Genomic DNA, 19,269 nt, shown 5'->3' on the forward strand with positions numbered 1-19,269 from the left:
TTCTCAGTCCAACTAATGGGGAGCAGTTCAGATTGCGGGGGATTCAGGGGTGTGCAGCGGAAAGGCAAGGGCGCTGGTCTGTCGGGATGTCTGCTTTCTATGGCAAACTGGTGCGCATGATCAAAGTGAACTCGCTGTCCAAGGCATACGGTGGCACCACCGTTGTCGACAACTTGGATTTTGAGGTCAAACCCGGGATTGTCACCGGGTTCCTCGGTCCCAACGGCGCCGGAAAGTCCACGACGATGCGAATGATCGTCGGGCTGGACACGCCGACCAGCGGGTCCGCCCTGATCGACGGTAAGCGTTACGCGGACTTCGACCGCCCCCTGACCAAGGTGGGCACCCTCTTGGACGCGAAGTGGGTTCACCCCAACCGCTCCGCCGTTAACCACCTGCGCTGGATCGCCGCGGCGAATGGCTTTTCCCGCAAGCGGGTGGACGAGGTGCTGGACATCGTTGGCCTGTCCAACGTCGCCGGCCGCAAGGCGGGCAAGTTCTCCCTCGGTATGGGGCAGCGCCTGGGGCTCGCCGCAGCGCTCCTGGGCGACCCGGAGGTCCTGATCCTGGACGAGCCGGTCAACGGCCTCGACCCGGAGGGTATCCGCTGGGTGCGTGACTTCGTCCGCCAGCTCGCCCGCGAGGGCCGCACGGTGCTGATCAGCTCCCACCTGCTCTCCGAGATGGCGCAGACGGCCGACCACCTGGTCGTGATCGGTAAGGGCAAGCTGGTTGCGGACCAGTCCGTCCACGAGTTCATCAAGAGCTCCTCCGAGACCACCACGATCGTGCGTTCCGAGCACCTGGCAGAGATGGAAAACGCGCTGCGTGAGGAGGCCGTGAACTTCGAGCGCAGCAAGGACGTCGAGGGCCGCGACATCCTCGTCGTTCCGGACCACGACACCGACTGGGTGGGCGGCCTGGCCTACACCTACGGGCTGCGCCTGAACGAGCTGAGCCAGAAGTCCGCCTCCCTGGAGGAGGCCTTCATGCAGCAGACCGGGCATTCCGTCGAGTACCAGGCCAAGACCGCCGGTGTGGGCGAACCGGGCATGCCCGCCACCCCGTCCACCGCCGAGCCGGGTGCCCCGGCAGCCGGTGCCAACAACCGCATCGAGAAGGGGGAGTAAAGAACCCATGAACCTGATTAAGTCTGAATGGCTCAAGCTCTCCACGACCAAGGCGGTGTGGTGGACCTCCGGGCTGATCCTCTTCTTCTCCGTGGGCTTCGCCGCACTGAATGGTGTTGGCGCCGGCCTGATCTATCAATCGGCCACGGAAGGTGACGGCCCGGCGGACGTTGCTGGCGTCGTCGACGCGAAAAACGCCCTGGACGCAACGGGTGCGCTGGGTGGCATGCTCGTCTTCGGCATGATGATCATCATCATCCAGGCCGTGCTCAACGTGACCAACGAGTACGCCAATGGCACCGCGAAGAATACGCTGCTGGCCACCCCGAAGCGCTTCCCGGTGCCGTTTGTGAAGGTGCTGGTCTATGGCGTGCTGGCCATGGTGCTGACCTTCATCAGCGCGGTGCTGTCCGTGTGGACCAGCAAATTCGCTGCCTCCCGCATCATCACCGATAACGACACGATCCTGGACTCCGCGGGCTTCGGCGCCGAGGACCTGTGGACCGCGATCGGTCGCCTGGTACTGTACGCACTGCTCTCCGTCGTGATTTCCACGGGCGTGGGCTACCTGCTCCGCTCGACCGCGGCCAGCATCGCCGCCCTGCTGCTGTGGAAGCTCGTTGTTGAGGGGGCGGTCGTGCCACTGGTGCCGAAGATTCGCGACTGGCTGCCGCCATACATGCCCTTCAACAACGTCGACATGGCGGCGATGCTGTCGGACACCCCGGACGCCCCGTGGGGCCAGGTCGGGTCCATCCTCTACTTCGCCGCCTTCTGTGTGGTCTTCTTCATCGCCGGCCTGATCGCCCTGCAGAAGCGCGACGCTTAAAGTCCCCGCTAGTTCTTGGTACGCCCCTAGCGCCGCGGTGCCCGTGAGCACCGTGGCGCTTCGTTGTGGAGTAAAAAAATAAAAATGGATTCGAAGAAGCAGCAGCTCGGTGTGCTGACCTTGGCGGGCTTCGCGCTGCTCTCTGCGGGCGGGCCGCTGGGTACGGACATGTACCTGCCCGCCCTGCCGCTGATCGGCCGGGACCTGGGGGCGAGCCCCGCCGTGGTGCAGCTCTCCATCACCGCCTACATGGTGGGCATGGCCATGGGGCAGCTGCTGATTGGGCCGCTCTCGGACGGCCGGGGCCGCCGGGGGCTGTTGTGCTTCGGGATGGTGCTGGGGCTGGTTGCCTCCGTGGTGTGCGCGATTGCCCCCACGGCCGCAGTGTTGATCGCCGCCCGCCTTTTCCAGGGCGTTGCCGGCGGCACCGGCGTGGTCCTGACCCGCGCGATGATCGCCGATAAGCTGCGTGGCTCGGCCGCCGCCCAGGCGCTGTCGGTCATGATGCTGATCATCGGGGTGGCCCCGATCCTTGCGCCGTTGCTGGGCGGGGTCATCAACGAGGCCGCGGGCTGGCGGGCGATCTTCTTCACGCTGGCGCTGATCGCTCTGGCCCAGATCCTGGTGGCCTGGCGCCAGCCGGAAACGCTGCCGGTGGAGCGGCGCCATGGTGGTGGGCCCGTGCGGATGTACCGGAACATGCTGGGGCTGTTCCGCCGCCCCGCGTTCGTGGGCTATGCGATGGCTTTCGCGTTTGGCTTCGGCACGATGTTCGCCTTCATCGCCGGTTCCTCCTTCGTCTACCAGGAGGTCTTCGGGCTGAGCTCGGTGGGGTTCTCCGCGATGTTTGCGCTCAACGCGGTCGCGCTGCTGAGCGCGAACTCTCTGAATATCCGCCTGGTGGGCCGCCTTGGTGCGCGGCAGCTGCAGCGCGTGGCGGTGTGCTTGATCGCGCTCGGGGCGGTGGCGGTGATGCTGTGCGCCCTGTTCCTTCCCAGGGACGTCGACGCTGCGATGTACGTCCTTGCAGCGTCGGTCTTCGTCGCCACCTTCGGTGTGGGGCTGAACATGTCCAACTCCACCGCGCTGGCTCAGGGCTTGGCGGCGGATCGCGCGGGCGCTGGCTCGGCGGTCCTGGGTGCGGGGCAGTTCGTGGTGGCCGGGGTGATGAGCCCGCTGGTGGGCCTGGGCTCCGACCGGATGCTGGCCCTGGGGCTGTGCATGATCGCCTCGGTGGCGGTGGCTATCGCGGGCACGCTGCTGGCCGCGAAGTTCGCCCCGAACGCGGAGTAGCGCCACAGCCGTCATGACGCAGCCGTCATGTCACAGCACTAACGCCAGGGCAGTAACGACAGGGCCCGGCCCCGGGGTGGCTCTTCGGTGGCTCCGGGGTGGCCCTTAAGTGGCTCCCGGGCAGCTCCAGCGGCTAGATCACGCGTTCGCGCTCGCGCTGGAGGTTATCGATGATCGCCTCCGCAGCATCGGAGAGCCCACGCAGGGCGGGGACACCGTCGCGCAGCTTGCGGACGTCCGAGCGCTCCATCCGGGAGGTGGCCTGGGCGATGAACATCGCCCACTGGTCGGTGATGTCGTTCATGATGTCCACCCCCTTGTCGGTGAGGTAGAGATCCTGAGCGCGGCGGTCGTAGTCATTGGCCTGCCGGTCCACGAGGCCGTCGTTGATGAGGCGGCGAACGGTGGCGGAGACGTTGGAGGCGCGCAGGAAGCGCAGCCGGGCGATCTCGGAGACACCGCAGCCCGGGTGCTGGGAGATGAACTGCAGCACCTCGATCTCGGACTGGGAGATGTTCATATCGGCGCTCGGGCGGCTCATGAGGCGGCGCGTGGCGGAGAGGAAATCGAAGACGCTGGACGCGATTTCGGAGACGTCGACGTCCGGGAGGACTTCCTTTGCCTTGTGCCCGCTGACGTTGGGCTTGGGGCGCTGGGGGGAGGCCGCGGTGCTACTCATTACTGTTCCTCGCTCTTAGTCCTTGTGAGCTGCGTGCGTCAGGGGGCAGTTCGGTGGGGTGAAACTTTTCTTTATGTAGCTAGCCAGTGTAGGCGCGGGCGGGGCTTCTCCGTGGCATTTTGCGGGAGAAAAGTAATTGCCCTGCGCCGTGCTACTGCAGCGCGCTGGTCAGGCGGAAGACATTATCGAGGTACTGCTTGTACCGCGGGCGGTTCTTCCACTCCTTCAGATCGAGGTGGAGGGAGGCTTCACGATAGGCGTCGATGATCTCCTGGAGGCTGTCCATGACCGCGCCCTCGAAGGTCATGAGGGTGATCTCGTAGTTCAGTCCGAAGGAACGCATGTCCATGTTGGAGCTGCCCATGACGGCCACCTCGCCGTCGGCGATGGCGCACTTGGTGTGCAGCACGGCGGGGGCGGGGTACTGGTAGATCTCCACGCCGGATTCCATGAGTTCCTCGTAGTAGGAGGCCTGCGCGTGCCCGACCATCATCTGGTCGGATTCCTCGGAGACGTACAGCGACACCTTCACTCCGCGGTAGGCCGCGGTGGTGACGGCCTCGAGGAGGGACTCGTCGGGAATGAAGTAGGGGCTGACGATCTGCAGGCTCTCCTTGGCGTGATGCGCCATGGAGACGAACAGCCGCAGGTTCGGCTCGGTGGTGAATCCGGGCCCGGAAGGGACGAGCTGCATGAGCTCGGCGCCGGTGTCCTTCTGGGCGGTGGCGAGACGTTCCGCGTGGACAGAAGGGTCGATGAGGTTCAGCGTCTCCCCGGATTCGGTGTACCAGTCGACGGCGAAGACAGAGTTGATGATCGACACGATCGGCCCGGTGAATTCGCCCATGATGTCCACCCACTGCCGGCCGAGTTTGAGGTTGCCGGAGTTGAGGTAGCTGGCGTCGATCATATTCTGCGAGCCCATGAAGGCGCGCTCCCCATCGATGATGACGAGCTTGCGGTGATTGCGCAGGTCAGGCCTGCGGAACTTCCAGCGCCAGGGCTTCAGCGGAAGCATGGCGTACCACTCGATGCCCAGCCGGTCGAGCTTGCGGCCGAGTAGGTGCGATTCCGGGTATTTCATGGAACCCACGTGGTCATACATGAGGCGCACTGCCACGCCCCGGTCGGCGGCTCGGGCCAGTGCCTGGAAGAAGGGGTCGGTGGTTTCGTCCCAGGCCATGATGTAGATCTCGACGTTGACGTAGTGCTGGGCGTCGTCGATGGCGTTGGCGATTGCGCGGATGGATTCCGCGTAGTCGGAGTACATCTTCTGCATGGTGCCGCCCACCGCGGGCATCGCGGTGAGCTCGCGGTTGAGCTGCACCATGGAGAGCTGCTCGTCGGTGACGTCCAGGCCTTTGGGGACATCCGGCTCCCCGCTGGACATGTCGCGGATCAGCTCGTTGGCCTGCACCTGGATCTTGTGGCGGCGCCGGTTGACCACGGGCGAGCCGATCATGACGAACAGCAGAATGCCGATGAAGGGGATGAGGAAAATAGCCAGCAGCCAGGCCATGGCCGAGGAGGGGCGGCGCTTCTGCGGCACCCACCCCAGGGCCACGAACTTCAGGACGTAGTCCAACCCGACGATGAGGAAGTGGTACCACTTCAGCTGGTCCACTACTCCCACCGCCATTTGGACTGGCTCTAGCCACCACATCTGCTTGTTCCTCTTGGCTGTTTAGACGGTGTAGTCGATGATGACGGGTGCGTGGTCGGACGCGCCCTTGCCTTTGCGCTCGTCTCGGTCCACGCGCCCGGCCTCGGGCTTGAGCCCGCGGGCGTACTGCAGGTCGATGCGGATGCCCTCGTTCTTCTGGAAGCGCATGGCCTGGTAGTCCCAGTAGGTGTACTGGTCGGCGATGAGCTCCGTGGCCTGGGTCAGGCCGGCGTCCTCCAGCGCGGTGAGCCGCTTGCGCTCATTCGGAGTGACGTGGGTTTTGCCCTCGAACCAGCTGCGGTCCCACACGTCTTCGTCGCGGGGCGCGATGTTGAAGTCGCCGGTCAGCACCAACTTCTCCTCGGTGCTGTCCTCCCCGGTGGTTTTCGCGTGAGCTGCCAACGCGTCCAGCCAGGCCAGCTTGTAGCTGTAGTGCGGGTCGCGGATTTCCCGGCCGTTGGGCACGTACAGGCTCCACACCCGAACGCCGTTGCAGACCGCGCCGATGGCGCGGGCTTCCTGCTCTTGCGGCGCGTTGAGGTCCTTATCGAAGCCGGGCTGGCCGAAGTCGGTCTGCACATCCTCCAGGCCCACCCGGGAGAGGATGGCAACCCCGTTGAAGGAGTGCAGGCCGTGGTGTGCCTGCTCGTAGCCGGTGTCGCTGAAGTCCGGGAACTGCTTATCCGTGCACTTGGTTTCCTGCAGGCAGAGCACGTCCACGTCGGAGCGTTCCAGGAAGGCTCGGACCCGGTCTTCGCGGGTGCGGACGGAGTTGATGTTCCACGTGGCGATACGCATAGATGACAGCCTACTGAAGCCTGCGGACACGCCCTGCACGGCGGGGCAGTCTGTTCGCTCTGCGGCGACTGCCTGCCCAGCGCGCCCGGTTTTAGTCCAGCTGCAGGCTGCGGTGCCGGTGGTGCTCGGAGAAACCCAGGTCGTGGTACAGCCCCCGCCCGGCGGTGTTGGTCTCGATGACCTCCAGGTAGGCCTCCGTGGCGCCGTGCTGCGCGCCCCAGTGCAGCAGCACGTGCCCCAGGTGGGTGGCCAACCCGTGGCGTCGGTACTCCGGCAGAACCTCCACCGCGGAATAACCCAGGAAGGAGCGCCCGGCCTCGGTGGTGGTGATCGTCGCGCGGGTGATCGCGGCGAGGGTCCCACCGATGCGGACCTGCGCGAAGCCCAGTGTCCCGTCGATGCGCGTGCGCAGCAGCTCCAGGGCGTGTTCGGGCAGTGGTTGGCCGCGGAAGTGGTAGCGGGAGAGCCACTCCTCGGTGGGCTGGTCCAGCACCTCGATCTCCAGGGTCTGGCCCGCGAAGTTGGGGTGCACCAGGCCCGCGTCGCCGGTGAGCGCTGGGGGCTCGCCGAGGTCTTCTAGCTCCCGGGTCATCACGAGGATCTCCGGCCCGCGCGTGCCCTCCAGGTTCTCCGCGGTCCGCCCGATCCGGTCCGGCACCATGAGCGCGGCGGGCAGCTCGTGTTGGGCATAGAAGGCCTTGATACCTTCCACCGGCACGGGCTGCAGCGCCGCATTGGGACCCAGCGGCACGGCGGTGTTGGAGCGCTCGGTGATCCCGTCGCCCGCGCGGCACAGCCAGCCCTCCACCCAGGAGTTCTCGATGCCGGGGAAGGCCTGCGCGATGGCTTCTTCCACCGCCCGGATGTCGCTGTTGCGCACCGGTTTGGTGCTCAAGGTTTTCAGGACGACGACGCTGCCCGCCGCGATCTCTACCGGTTCCTGTGCGGTTGTGCCGGGCTCCCGCTTCCTCGGTGCGGGGCGCACGACCAGCGGATCCACGCTGAGCAGCGTGCCGATCACGTCGCTGACCTCCGGCCGACCGGACTCCGCGAGCCGGCCGGTCACCCGGCGAACCACGACCCGCACCCCCGGGCGCACGGAGACGGGATCAGTGCGGCGGGAGAGCGGGAAGTCCAGGCCGGGGACGCGCCGGGCACCGGCGGCCGCGGCGACGAGGTCGGTATCCACCTCGTGGGGCGCGGTGGCCTTGCTTGCGGTAGTACCCGTCCCTGGTTGCTGTGCGGAGTGATCCTTCATAGGGCGGTGAGTTAGTCCTGTGCTTCGGCCGAACCGACGTCGTCGTGCCCGAAGGGATCCTTATCGACCCCCGGCAGCCAGGTCCGGTTGCCCTCGACGTTCCAACCCTCGGCCTTGAAGGTCTTCTTCGCGGCGCGCTTGTTCCGGCCGATGAGGGTGTCGGTGTAGAGGAAGCCATCCAGGTGGCCGACCTCGTGCTGCAGGCAGCGGGCGAAGAAGCCGTAGCCCTCGACGGTCACCGGCTCACCGTTCTCGTCGATGCCGGTCACGCGTGCCCAGTCGGCCCGCCCGGTGGGGAAGGAGTAGCCGGGGACGGAGAGGCAGCCCTCCTCGTCCTCGTACTCATCGGGCATGGTTTCCGGGACCTCGCTGGTTTCCAGCACCGGGTTGATGACGGTGCCGCGGCGCATCGGGCCACCCTGGGCGGCGATTTCTTCCTCGGTGCGCTGCTCGCCGTTTGGCCCGTCGATGTCCGGGCAGTGGTAGACGAAGAGCCGCTTAGGCACCCCCACCTGGTTGCCTGCCAGGCCAACGCCGTGGGCGCGGTCCATGGTTTCGTGCATGTCCGCGATGAACTTCTTGAATTCCTCGGTGGGCACACCGTTGGCGTCGAGGTCTGGTTCCCCAACCTTGTTGGTGGGGTTGTGCAGGACGGGATCGCCAGCGATGACGATGGGCAGAACAGTCATGGCGACCATTTTAGGGTGCGTGGCGTTGAAGGACCGAAGTGCACTAGCTTTATGGGCATGCCAGCTTCCGTGAACCCTGAAAACTCTGCTCTGAGTGAGCGGGAGCGCGCCATGCTGGAGTTCGAGCGGCAGTGGTGGCGGCACCCGGGGGCGAAGGGGGAGGCGATCCAGGATCGCTTCGGGGTGAAGCCGGTGCGCTATTTCCAGCAGTTGAATCGGCTGATCGAGAAGCCGGAGGCCCTGGACTTCGATCCGGTGCTGGTGCGCACCCTGCTGCGCCGCCGGGAGGAGTGAGTGCTGGGGTGGCGCGGCCCGTGGCTGCGGTGGCGGGCCTGACGTACCGGCTCGGTGAAGCGGGGGAGTGAGTGCCCCGGAATAGCGTGGGATTCTCGGCGCGTCGCTGCCGTGGCGGGTGTGACTGTAGTTAAGATTTGTGTCGTGACTGATTCGAATCGACCACGCCATTCCCTCGACGAGAACTTCGACGACGACCGCCCCCTCAACCTGGAGCCGCAGCACGGCGCCCATGAGGACCCGGTCGACGCCGAGTTCGAGGACGCGGAATACTCCGACTACGACGCCGACGGCTACGACGGTAGCTACGACGATGGCTACGGCGAGCATGAGGACTATGCCGCTGGCTACGCGGGCTACCACGACGGTGACTACGCCGAGTATGACGACGAGTACGCAGAGTACGAGGATGAGTACGGCGACGGCGAGTACGAGGACTACGACGACTACGACGACGAGTCCGCCGCCGCGGCCCAGCGCCACCACGAGGCGGGCCGCCGCCGCATCGGCGGAGCCGCGGTCGCTGGCGCAGCTGGTGCCGGGGCAGCCGGTGCTGCCGCCGGCGAGCCCGGCGGCCAGGTTGGTGCGGAAGCCCGCTCCGGCCAGGGTCTGCCGCTGCGTGGCCTGGCCATGGTTCTCATCGCTGTCGCCATCGCCCTGATCGCCTGGGGTGCGGTCAGCTTCGTCAACGGCGGTGACTCCGAGGACGGCAACGTCCAGGCCGGCCAGGAGGGCGAGGACACCAGCAACCTGAGCCCTGCCGAGCAGGCGCGCCTGGCCAAGGAGAAGGAAAACGCCGAGCGCCAGGCTGCCCGCGACAAGGCCGCCGACGACGCAAAGGCTGAGGCCGAAAAGAAGGCGGAGGCCGAGAGGAGGGATAACGAGAACGCCGAGAACCAGGGAGCGCTGAGCGACAAGGACCGCGAGGCCACCCACGTCACCGTCCTGAACAACTCCCCGATCGAAGGCCTGGCCGGGCGCACCGCTGACGGCCTGCGTGGCGAGAAGTGGGATGCGAAGTCGATCGGTAACCTGCCGGATTCCGCGTACGTCTTCCGCGAGTCCGTCGTGCTGTACCCGGCCGGCGACGCGAAGGCGAAGGCCGCGGCCGAGCAGATCGCCAAGGAGCACGGCCTCGAGGCCCGTGAGCGCAACCGTGAGATCGACGATTCCCTCCGCGACGTCCAGCTGCTGGACGGTCCGGCGCCAGGTGCGGTGATTGTTGTCACGGTGAATGACATGTCTCGCTAGGCGATCTGCAAGGATAGGGGGGGATAGAACGCGCCGGGGTTCCGCGCCCTGGCTTTAAGCGATAGCCGCGCCACGCAGCACCGCCGAATATGACAGCCGTGCTGTACCGAGCGAAGGGATGATTGGGCCGATGGACTTTCCCGGATCTGAACCCACCGTTGGACTCGAGTGGGAGGTCGCCCTCATCGACCCGGAGACCCTGGACCTGGTCCCCCGGGCTGGTGAGCTGCTCGACCTCATGGATGAGGTCTACCCGGGCCACCGCGTGACCCGCGAGTTCATGGCCAACACCGTGGAGATGGTCACCACCGTTCACGGGAACATCCCCGCTGCCGTGGAGGACCTGCGCGAGCAGCTGCTGCAGCTGCTGGACTGCGCCGAGCGCATCGGCGTGGAGCTCTTCTCCGCGGGCACGCACCCGTTCACCAACTGGGGTGACCAGGAGATGAGCGACAAGGGCAGCTACCGGGAGATCATCGAGCGCACCCAGTACTGGGGTCGGCAGATGATCATCTGGGGCATCCACGTGCACGTGGGCGTGGGCTCGAAGGAGAAGGTCTGGCCGATCATCAACGCTGTGATGACGCACTACCCGCACGTGCTGGCGATGTCGGCCTCCTCCCCGGCGTGGGAGGGCCTGGACACCGGCTATGCCTCGAACCGCACCCTGCTCTATCAGCAGCTGCCGACCGCGGGCATTCCTTATCAATTCGCCTCCTGGGATGAGTGGGAGGAGTTCAATCGCGATCAGGATCGTTCCGGCGTGATTAACCACACCGGTTCCATGCATTTCGACGTCCGCCCGTCCAAGTACGGCACCATCGAGGTTCGCTTTGCGGATTCCACGATGGCGATCTGGGAGGTCGCGGCTATCAGCGCGTACCTGCACTGCCTGGTCGTGTACTTCGAGCGGATGTACGACGCAGGCGAGGAGCTGCCGAGCCTGCAGCAGTGGCACGTGGCGGAGAATAAGTGGCGCGCCGCGCGCTATGGCCTGAAAGCGTTGATCATCACCGATCGGGAGACCACGGAGCGGATGGTCACCGACGAGCTGCGCCGGTGGGTGGAGGAGCTCTCCCCGCTGGCTGAGGAGCTGGGCTGCAAGGCTGAGCTGCAGGATGTGCTGCGCTTGATCGAGACGGGCGGGGATTATGCCCGCCAGCGCGCGGCAGCGCGCGCCGCCGGTGCCGCGCTGGAGCCGGGGGTGCGCACCCGAGGGGATGCGGGTGCCGAGGAGGGCTTCACCCAGCCGCGGGCGTGGCGCGCGGCGGTGGAGCTGACGGCCCGCACGCTGCGGGAGACCGCCCGCGACTAGTTCGCAGCTGCCGTCAGCTGCCGCCGGGGTGCCGGGGTGCCGGGGACTTGTTCCGCTCCTCGGAGGCTCCCTCTCATACTCGCCACGCGCCTACACACTCACGCCCCCACGTGCCCACACTCGCCACGCCCACGTGCCCACGCGCCCACATGCCCACGCCGCGAATCCGGCATTGCACAGCACAGCGCCCGCGGCTGCCATTGAGTTTGGCAACCGCGGGCGCTGAAAGCACTGGTGAGGCGCTGGGTTTTTTTGGAGTTGTGCGGCCGTCGCGTGGCCTTGTTGTTGCGCTGTTCCTAGCGGCGGTGCAGCAGTGCTGCGGCGGAGCACAGCGCGTTAGCGATCGAGGTATCGCGATCCGCACCGAAGCCGACGGCCCAGGTCCGCTTCCCGTTGTGGGTGGCGAAGATGAAGGTCGCGGTGGCTTCGAAGATCTCGTACTGGTGGAATTTCAGGATCTCCACGGCCAGGTCGTGATCAGCCAGGATCTCGGACATTGCGGAGGATGCGCCCATCGCGGTGATGGACACCCGGGTGCCCTGCTGGTCGGCGCGCAGGCCGCGGATGCTGATCTCGTACTGGCGCTTGCCCGCAGACTTCCGCTGGGAGCGCAGCTGCTCCACCTGGATGTCGTTGGGGGAGTAGGAGCGCCGGAAGGTCTTCCAGTCCATGCCGCGGGCCTCGCCGCGCATCGCCTTGGGCAGTCGCTGCCCGAAGCGGGAGCGGAATGGGTCCTCGGCGAAGGTGCGGGTGCGCTGGCGGCGCTTCTGGATGCGCGTCTGGGTTTGCGCGTTGAAGGTGATGGAGTTGGAGCGCAGCGCCGGGGTGGTGGTGTAGCTCTTGTGCTCTCGGCGGCTGGTCTCCGGCTTCGCGAAGCGAATCAGTGTGGTGCTCATGGTCACTCTTCCTCGTTGTGGTCGGTCCTGGTGGCGCTTGGCGGTTGTGCTTGTGTGCCGGTTGTTCGGTTCATGGACCGACTCTTAAGCGTGTGCGCTTGTTACCCCGGTGGTGGAGGGGTCAGTCCGCGCCTCCACCCGGGTTGGGTACTCGCTTAAGAAGAATTGTGATCATGGGCATGAATATATCCCTTTCCTTTCACCCCCGCGAGTTGTTCAACAGCTTTTAGGCCCAAATGGGGGTGCAGTAGGTGGGATAGGTTGTCCCATAATGTGAGACGCGACCCGGGGTGTTTTCCCACGGGCCGCGTTCACTGTTCCCTGCCCTTCCTTATGTTTAGGACGTCCCCAGCCTCACGCCTGACGCTCAGCCCTGCGGGATATGCAGCTTCTCCCAGGCCTTCCATCGCGGGGAGGGCTCCAGCAGTTGGTTCTCCTCGCCGCTATCGAAGCGCTTGCCGTCGAAGACCTGGATGTGGCGGGCTGGGTCAGCCCCCTCCGCGGAGTTCGACACAGTGCTGCTCTGTGCAGCGGCGCCTGCGGTACCCGGCGCAGTGGCGCCTTCTGCATCCGCATCACCCCGGTAGCGCTCGAAGCCCGGGTCGAGGTCGTGGAGGAACGCCCGCCAGCGGCGCAGCATGGCCTCGCTGGTGCGGTTCATCTGCTTCGCCCCGCCGAGCGCGAGGGCGAGCTTGCCGCGGCTGGTATCCACCCGGCGGAACAGCAGCGGCAGGTCGAGGGCGTGGGTCGCACCCATGCCGCTGAGCTCCAGGGAAGGGGTGGTCATGTCCAGCCGGTAGAACCACACCTTGCCCGTGGGGTGCTGCTCGGCCAGCAGATAGGCCGGGGCCACGAAGATCGCGTGCCCGGTGAACTCACCCACGGCGGAGCGGCGCTGAACACCCTTGTAGTGCTGGAGGAGTTCGTCGACATCCGTGCTCACGTGCCCGGCGAGCGCGACGGTGCGCGACCACTGGTGCTTGGTGCGCAGCGGCTCCCAGCGCATGAGGCGGTACTCGTCGCGGTTATAACCCACTAGCAGGGGCAGGTCGCGCTGCGCACCCTTGGCCAGCGGATGCTTGGGCAGCAGGTCGCCATCCACGATGGGGGCGAAGGGCCCGGAGACCCCCGGTGCGTAGCGGAGGTTGTGGGCCACGAGGGCCTCGGTGATCTCGCCCAGCTCGGTGGCGGTGGCGTCGAAGAGGTCATCGACGCTGAGGCCGCCGGTCGCGGTGGCGGGTTCGGCGTCAGTGCCGGCGCCCTTGTCCTTGTCTTTAGCCTTAGCCTTAGCTTGTTCCTTATCGACGAGCCCGCGGATCCGGGCAAGTTCCGCCACTGCCTGCTCGCGCCAGTACGTGGCGTTGTCTGGGGTATGCACCATGGCACCCGCTGGCGACTGCGCGATGGCACCGGCGATCACACCTTCCAGGGCTGGGCTGGTCATCAGCGCGGTGACCATCGCCCCGCCCGAGGATTCGCCGAAGATGGTGATGCGCTCCGGGTCCCCGCCGAAGGCGCGGGCGTTGGCCTGGATCCACTTCAGGGCCTCGATGATGTCGGAGAGCCCGGCATTGGTGTCGATGCGCTCGTCGTCGAAGTTCTCGCCGAAGAAGAGCTGGCCGAACATGCCGAGCCGGTAGTTCACGCCCACGTAGATGGAGTCAGTGGCCTGGGCGAAGTGCTCGCCGGAACGTTGGGGATCGGCCGCAGACCCGTGGACGTTGCTGCCCCCGTGGAGGTGAACCGCGATGGGTCGGCGCGCCGTGGCGTCGATCGCGTGCTCCTTATTAATAGGGGCTGGTGCGTCGCCCGCGTCCGTGGCAGGTTCCGCGCCCGTAGCAGTGTCCACGTCCGTGGCGCTGTCCGCGTTGGTCGTGTAGTTGTCCCGCGCCGTGCCGCGCGGCACGACGACGCTCAGCCACAGGCAGTCCTCGGAACCGATCCAACCGGTGGCCTTGTTGCGGAACTGGTAGCAGTACTCGCCGTCCGCGCGGGCCTCGAAGGTTCCCTCCCAGGGTTCGATGGGCTCGGCGCGGCGGAAGCGGCGGGACCCGATGGGTGGCTGGGCGTAGGGGATGCCGCGGAATGCGGCAGTACCGGTTTCCGCGTGCCCCTTCACCGCGCCGGTGGTGGTCTGGACGGTCCAGAAGTCACCGGGCGCGGGGGAGCGCTGTGCCGCGCCCGCCTGTCCGGTACTTTCCTTCTTTTCAGCGTCGCCCATCTTTCCTGCACCACCCGCGTTCGCGGGCGCCTTCTTCGCCCCGCCTGCTACCGATTCCGCCATTGCGCTAGTTCACCTCAGCTGCCGTGCGGGCGAGGAAGAGCAGCTGTGCCGCACCGACGGAGTGGATCTCAGTCGGGTCCACGGACTCATCCGCGGAGTGGATGCGGGCCTGCGGCTCGGCCAGGCCGTAGAGCGCCAGCTCCGCGCCCGGGTGGGCGGAGAGCAACTTATTGGTCAGCGGGATGGAACCGCCGGAGGCGACCTCCGCGATGTCCATGTGCTCCTTGCCGGAAGCCGCGGCGTAGGAGTCACCCAGTGCGCCAGCCAGGCGCTGCAGGGCCGGGCCGGTCAGGTCAGCGCTGAAGGGCTCGGCCAGGGACTCGCGCTCGATGCTCATCTTCGCGTTCGGGGCGTGCTTTTCCAGGTGGGCGACCAGCAGGTCCTGGCACTCCTTCGGCTCCATTCCCGGTGGCACGCGCAGGCTCACTACGGCCGCGGACTCGGCCGGCACCGCGTTGACCGCGTCCTTGACCGGCAGTGCGTCGATGGCGGTGACCGTGATCGCCGGGCGGGCGACGGTGAGGTCATTCGGATTCAAGCCCTGGTCGGCGCCGTAAACCTCCACGCCATCGAGTACGCCGGCGTCGCGGCGGAAGGTGGCCTCGTCCGGGCCCACGCCCTCCCAGGTGGTGCTCGGTGCCAGGCCCTCGACGGCGACCAGGCCCTTCTCGTCGTGCAGGGTGCTGAGCAGTTTGATCAGCTCCACGGTCGCGTCCGGGGCAGCACCGCCGAACTGGCCGGAGTGTAGCGGCTGCTCGAGGGTCTGCAGGCGGACGGTGACCGCCGCGGAGCCGCGCAGGGCGGTGCAGAGGCTCGGCACGCCCACGGAATCATTGCCGGAGTCCGCGATGAGGAACACGTCCGCGGCGAAGAGCTCTGGGCGCTCGGCCAGCAGGTTCTCCAGTCCGTAGCCGCCGCGCTCCTCGGAGCCCTCCACGACAACGCGGATGCCGACCTTGTTCAGCACCGGGTACTGCTCGGCGAGCTCGTTGAGGGCGCGCAGGGTGCCCAGGTGCATGCTCACGGAGCCCTTGCAGTCCGCGGTGCCGCGGCCGTACCAGCGGCCGTCGCGCTCGGTCAGGGTCCATGGGTCGGAGCTCCAGGCATCCATGTTGCCGGCGGGCTGGACGTCGAAGTGGCTGTACAGCAGGACGGTGGGGTAGCCGTCCTCCGGCTCCCGAAGGCCGATGACGGACTTTGATCCGTCGGAGGTGGGGTAGGCCTCGACGGGAACCCCGACCTCCCGGAACTGGCGCACGACCCAGTCGGCGGCGCCGTCGTTGTGCTCGTCGAGCTCAGGCACGGAGTGGATGGACTGGAAAGCGATGAGTTCGGTCAGCGCATCCTTAATAAAGGGCAGTTGTGCCTCGAGGGCTGCGCGGGCCTCGTTCGGGGTAGGGATTGCGTTATTTGTCATGGGATCCAGGGTAACGCTTTTCCGAAAGTTGCGAGCCTTGCACTCAAGGGGTGCGAGTGCTAAAAACGGTGTTAGCACTTGCACTGGTTGAGTGCCAGATAAAAGAACGATCGAGTTCAGTGAGGACGGGTGGAGCGGCACTTGCCCGTCCGTGCCGTCGCGGGCGCTGGATTCGACCCGCATGTGTCGCACCAACTCTAACGGAGGATCTGAAGCCTAATGGCGAAGATGATTGCATTCGATGAAGAGGCCCGCCGCGGTCTTGAGACCGGCCTGAACACCCTGGCTGATGCCGTCAAGGTCACCCTGGGGCCGAAGGGTCGCAACGTAGTCCTCGAGCGCAAGTGGGGCGCACCGACGATCACCAACGACGGTGTGACCATCGCTCGCGAGATCGAGCTGGAGGATCCGTACGAGAAGATCGGTGCGGAACTGGTCAAGGAGGTCGCGAAGAAGACCGACGACGTCGCCGGTGACGGCACGACCACCGCTACCGTTCTGGCTCAGTCCCTGGTCCGCGAGGGCCTGCGCAACGTGGCTGCCGGCTCCAACCCGATGGGCATCAAGCGCGGCATCCAGGCTGGTGTCGCGAAGGTGACCGAGCATCTGCTGGCCAACGCCAAGGAGATCGAGACCCAGGAGCAGATCGCCTCCACCGCTGGCATCTCCGCTGCGGACGAGGAGATCGGCAAGCTGATCGCCGAGGCTATGTACAAGGTCGGCGATGGTGAGCTGAACAAGGACGGCGTGATCACCGTCGAGGAGTCCAACGCTTTCGGCGTGAACCTCTCCGTCACGGAGGGCATGCGCTTCGATAAGGGTTACATCTCCGGCTACTTCGCCACCGACATCGAGCGTGGCGAGGCTGTCCTGGAGGATCCGTACATCCTGCTGGTGAGCTCCAAGATCTCCAACGTCAAGGATCTGCTGCCGCTGCTGGAGAAGGTCATGCAGTCCGGCAAGCCGCTGCTGATCGTGGCTGAGGACATCGAGGGCGAGGCGCTGTCCACCCTCGTTGTGAATAAGATCCGCGGCACCTTCAAGTCCGTTGCTGTTAAGGCTCCGGGCTTCGGTGACCGCCGCAAGGCTCAGCTGCAGGACATCGCGATCCTGACTGGCGGCCAGGTTATCGCCGAGGAGGTCGGCCTGAACCTGGAGACCGCCGACCTGCCGCTGCTGGGTACCGCCCGCAAGGTCGTTGTCACCAAGGACGACACCACCATCGTCGATGGTGCTGGTTCCAAGGAGCAGCTGGAGGGGCGCATCAAGCAGATCCGCCAGGAGATCGAGAATGCCGACTCCGACTACGACCGCGAGAAGCTGCAGGAGCGCCTGGCGAAGCTCTCCGGCGGCGTGGCCGTCCTGCAGGTCGGTGCCGCCACCGAGGTGGAGCTCAAGGAGCGCAAGCACCGCATCGAGGACGCCGTGCGTAACGCGAAGGCGGCTGCCGAGGAGGGTATCGTCCCGGGCGGCGGCGCTGCACTGGTGCAGGCCGCGCACGTCCTGGAGGACAACCTGGGCCTGGAGGGCGACGAGGCAACCGGCGTGCAGATCGTGCGCGCTGCCCTGGCCGGCCCGCTGAAGCAGATCGCCCGCAACGCTGGCCTGGAGCCGGGCGTTGTCGAGGATAAGGTCAACAACCTGCCTGCCGGCGAGGGTCTGAACGCTGCCACCGGCGAGTACGTGGACCTGCTGGCTGCTGGCATCTCCGACCCGGTGAAGGTCACCCGATCTGCACTGCAGAACGCTGCCTCCATCGCTGGTCTGTTCCTGACCACCGAGGCTGTGGTTGCGGATAAGCCGGAGCTGGACGCTCCAGCTATGCCGGACGCAGACGCCATGGGCGGCATGGGCGGCTTCTAAACGCCCGCAAGCTAAGCCCCGCTGCTGAATCCTAGGGCTCGTTTGGGCTCCTTGCGCCCCCGCTTGAGGGGAGGGGTATTAAAGGCCTCCCGTTGGGAATCTTGGTGATTCCTGGCGGGAGGCCTTTGTGCGTTCTGGGGTGCCGGATGGGGTAGGTCGGGGAGGGGTCTCGCCTTAAGCGGCTGAGCCGCCCCATGCGGTGTTCTGAGGTGCGTTACGGCGCCCTGTGGCGTGCTGCACCGGGGTATGTGCACATCGAGCGTAGATGCTCAGGTGTTTCTCAGGAAAGTAAAAAATATAAATCTGAGCGCCTATCGGGAATGCTTTTCATCTGTTCAGAGTGGGTGTTACCTGGGTGGGCTTCTCAGGTTAATTGCGGGTTAACCAGTGGAGATGCTCGATCATGGAAAGTCGCAGAAGGTTATAAATGTGATCCTTTTCACATGTTGGCAGGAAATCGTTATCCTCTCTTGACATAAATATTCCCTGTGCCATAATCGAGAGCCGTAACGCACTAAGCGTTGATCCAATGTAGGTCCCGTGAAAGTGGCGGGGCTGTCATACTTATCGAGGAGTTCATATGAACGTCGACATGATCACCACCTTCCTGAACGACTTCTCCACCTTCTGGAAGAACATCTGGGAGTTCCTGAAGCCGATCTTCAACATCGTCCAGGGCAAGGACAACTTCGGCCCGGTCGGCAAGGAGAACGACCTGAACAACCTGAACGAGCTGGCTAAGGCTTTCGGTAAGGACCCAGAGGTTGGCAAGGGCTACACCCCGGTTGAGCCAAAGGGTTCCTCCAAGTAATTCACTGGAAACCGCGCCGGTTTCCGCCTGCCGCTAGTGCTCTAGCGGCGCACCCTGCCCCGCCCGGCGGGGCCCTCTAAAAACAGTTTCACCACTCGCCTGCGGGCGAGGGGGCCTACACTCTAGGAGTTTCCATAATGGATAACGCAACCTTCTTCTTCGAGACCATGTCCAACGTCGCAGACTGGATCGGCGCACTGTCCAAGCTGATCGGCCTGCTGCCGAACTTCCTCCAGGCACTGGGCTTCTAATTTAAGCCTCGCCGAGAGCTAATAAACCCCGCCACCGTCACGGTGGCGGGGTTTTTGGTTTCACCAAATATGCCTGCGCATTCCGTCACGCCCCGCATGGTCGCGGCCAGCCAGCGCGAGCTGCGATTCTTAATGCACTTTAAGGGGAGGCGTGGCTCACCCCCGGGGCTGTTAAGCAGTAGAATAGAACGCGTAGAAGTCTCACTCACTAGGCCGAAAAACAGGTGCACAGCATGAGCAATACCAACGAAGAAGACATGCACTTCGTCGACCTCGCATCCACCGAGGGGTACATGGTGGATGACTCCGATGAAGACGACCCGGTACTGATCACCCCAGACGGCGAGCGCGTCGACACCTGGCGCGAGGACTACCCCTACGAAGAGCGCATGAGCCGCGATGAGTACGAGCACATCAAGCGCGCCCTCCAGATCGAGCTGCTGAAGTGGCAGAACTGGACCAAGGACACCGGCCAGAAGCACATCATCCTCTTCGAAGGCCGCGACGCCGCCGGTAAGGGTGGCTCCATCAAGCGCTTCAACGAGCAC

The 19,269-nt window shown here is 65.6% G+C and carries 16 protein-coding genes and 1 pseudogene; 9 read left to right on the forward strand and 8 right to left on the reverse strand.

What is annotated here, in order from left to right:
- Positions 1 to 116: 116 nt before the first annotated feature.
- The 3 genes from HMPREF3097_RS05345 to HMPREF3097_RS05355 all read left to right on the forward strand — a co-directional run bounded on the left by HMPREF3097_RS05345 (position 117) and on the right by HMPREF3097_RS05355 (position 3,252).
- On the forward strand, positions 117 to 1,130 hold the full coding sequence (locus tag HMPREF3097_RS05345) for an ABC transporter ATP-binding protein (RefSeq protein ID WP_070761469.1): 1,014 nt from the start codon (positions 117 to 119) through the stop codon (positions 1,128 to 1,130).
- Positions 1,131 to 1,137: 7 nt separating this feature from the next.
- Positions 1,138 to 1,959 carry an ABC-2 family transporter permease gene (locus HMPREF3097_RS05350; RefSeq protein ID WP_070761448.1) on the forward strand — a complete coding sequence of 274 codons (822 nt, stop codon included), beginning with the start codon at positions 1,138 to 1,140 and terminating at the stop codon, positions 1,957 to 1,959.
- An 84-nt stretch (positions 1,960 to 2,043) separates the two neighbouring features.
- Positions 2,044 to 3,252 (forward strand): multidrug effflux MFS transporter, encoded by a 1,209-nt coding sequence (locus HMPREF3097_RS05355; RefSeq protein WP_070761450.1) that lies wholly within the window; start codon positions 2,044 to 2,046, stop codon positions 3,250 to 3,252.
- A 133-nt stretch (positions 3,253 to 3,385) separates the two neighbouring features.
- Here HMPREF3097_RS05355 and HMPREF3097_RS05360 read toward each other — a convergent pair whose 3' ends face one another.
- From HMPREF3097_RS05360 to HMPREF3097_RS05380, 5 genes are all read right to left on the reverse strand, one after another.
- Positions 3,386 to 3,931 carry a MarR family winged helix-turn-helix transcriptional regulator gene (locus HMPREF3097_RS05360; RefSeq protein WP_070761452.1) on the reverse strand — a complete coding sequence of 182 codons (546 nt, stop codon included), beginning with the start codon at positions 3,929 to 3,931 and terminating at the stop codon, positions 3,386 to 3,388.
- A gap of 151 nt (positions 3,932 to 4,082) precedes the next feature.
- Positions 4,083 to 5,594, reverse strand: a complete 1,512-nt coding sequence (cls, locus tag HMPREF3097_RS05365; RefSeq protein WP_070761453.1) for a cardiolipin synthase — start codon at positions 5,592 to 5,594, stop codon at positions 4,083 to 4,085.
- 21 nt (positions 5,595 to 5,615) lie between these two features.
- Positions 5,616 to 6,392, reverse strand: coding sequence for an exodeoxyribonuclease III (locus HMPREF3097_RS05370; RefSeq protein WP_070761455.1), 777 nt, complete (start codon positions 6,390 to 6,392; stop codon positions 5,616 to 5,618).
- Positions 6,393 to 6,483: 91 nt separating this feature from the next.
- Positions 6,484 to 7,650: an N-acetylglutamate synthase, CG3035 family gene (locus HMPREF3097_RS05375; protein ID WP_070761457.1), complete on the reverse strand. Its 1,167-nt coding sequence runs from the start codon at positions 7,648 to 7,650 to the stop codon at positions 6,484 to 6,486.
- A gap of 11 nt (positions 7,651 to 7,661) precedes the next feature.
- Positions 7,662 to 8,339 (reverse strand): peptide deformylase, encoded by a 678-nt coding sequence (locus HMPREF3097_RS05380; RefSeq protein WP_070761459.1) that lies wholly within the window; start codon positions 8,337 to 8,339, stop codon positions 7,662 to 7,664.
- 57 nt (positions 8,340 to 8,396) lie between these two features.
- Here HMPREF3097_RS05380 and HMPREF3097_RS05385 point away from each other — a divergent pair, with 57 nt between their 5' ends.
- The 3 genes from HMPREF3097_RS05385 (at position 8,397) to HMPREF3097_RS05395 (ending at position 11,199) form a co-directional block, all read left to right on the forward strand.
- Positions 8,397 to 8,633, forward strand: a complete 237-nt coding sequence (locus HMPREF3097_RS05385; RefSeq protein ID WP_041628622.1) for a DUF3263 domain-containing protein — start codon at positions 8,397 to 8,399, stop codon at positions 8,631 to 8,633.
- Between the two features lie 144 nt (positions 8,634 to 8,777).
- On the forward strand, positions 8,778 to 9,884 hold the full coding sequence (locus tag HMPREF3097_RS05390) for a LytR C-terminal domain-containing protein (RefSeq protein ID WP_246821300.1): 1,107 nt from the start codon (positions 8,778 to 8,780) through the stop codon (positions 9,882 to 9,884).
- 130 nt (positions 9,885 to 10,014) lie between these two features.
- The gene (locus HMPREF3097_RS05395) at positions 10,015 to 11,199 is read left to right on the forward strand and encodes a glutamate--cysteine ligase (RefSeq protein ID WP_070761463.1); all 1,185 of its coding nucleotides are present in this window, start codon (positions 10,015 to 10,017) and stop codon (positions 11,197 to 11,199) included.
- A gap of 296 nt (positions 11,200 to 11,495) precedes the next feature.
- Here the strand turns inward: HMPREF3097_RS05395 and HMPREF3097_RS05400 are convergent, their stop codons facing one another.
- The 3 genes from HMPREF3097_RS05400 to HMPREF3097_RS05410 all read right to left on the reverse strand — a co-directional run bounded on the left by HMPREF3097_RS05400 (position 11,496) and on the right by HMPREF3097_RS05410 (position 15,796).
- Complete coding sequence (locus tag HMPREF3097_RS05400) at positions 11,496 to 12,095, reverse strand: 2-isopropylmalate synthase (protein WP_012360954.1); 600 nt, start codon at positions 12,093 to 12,095, stop codon at positions 11,496 to 11,498.
- Positions 12,096 to 12,462: 367 nt separating this feature from the next.
- The gene (locus HMPREF3097_RS05405) at positions 12,463 to 14,379 is read right to left on the reverse strand and encodes a carboxylesterase family protein (protein ID WP_070761465.1); all 1,917 of its coding nucleotides are present in this window, start codon (positions 14,377 to 14,379) and stop codon (positions 12,463 to 12,465) included.
- 4 nt (positions 14,380 to 14,383) lie between these two features.
- Positions 14,384 to 15,796, reverse strand: a complete 1,413-nt coding sequence (locus tag HMPREF3097_RS05410; protein ID WP_246821301.1) for a dipeptidase — start codon at positions 15,794 to 15,796, stop codon at positions 14,384 to 14,386.
- 219 nt (positions 15,797 to 16,015) lie between these two features.
- On the opposite strand from HMPREF3097_RS05410, the gene groL reads away from it, so the two are divergent.
- The 3 genes and pseudogenes from groL to HMPREF3097_RS05425 all read left to right on the forward strand — a co-directional run.
- On the forward strand, positions 16,016 to 17,659 hold the full coding sequence (gene groL, locus HMPREF3097_RS05415) for a chaperonin GroEL (RefSeq protein WP_070759522.1): 1,644 nt from the start codon (positions 16,016 to 16,018) through the stop codon (positions 17,657 to 17,659).
- A gap of 580 nt (positions 17,660 to 18,239) precedes the next feature.
- A complete protein-coding gene (locus HMPREF3097_RS05420) occupies positions 18,240 to 18,470 on the forward strand; it encodes a hypothetical protein (protein ID WP_070761468.1) in 231 nt (76 codons plus the stop codon).
- 484 nt (positions 18,471 to 18,954) lie between these two features.
- Positions 18,955 to 19,269: pseudogene (locus HMPREF3097_RS05425) on the forward strand (polyphosphate kinase 2); the annotation flags it as partial.

Origin of the sequence: Corynebacterium sp. HMSC27B11 (genome assembly GCF_001815985.1) — a bacterium.
In the GTDB taxonomy this organism is placed as follows: Bacteria; Actinomycetota; Actinomycetes; order Mycobacteriales; family Mycobacteriaceae; genus Corynebacterium.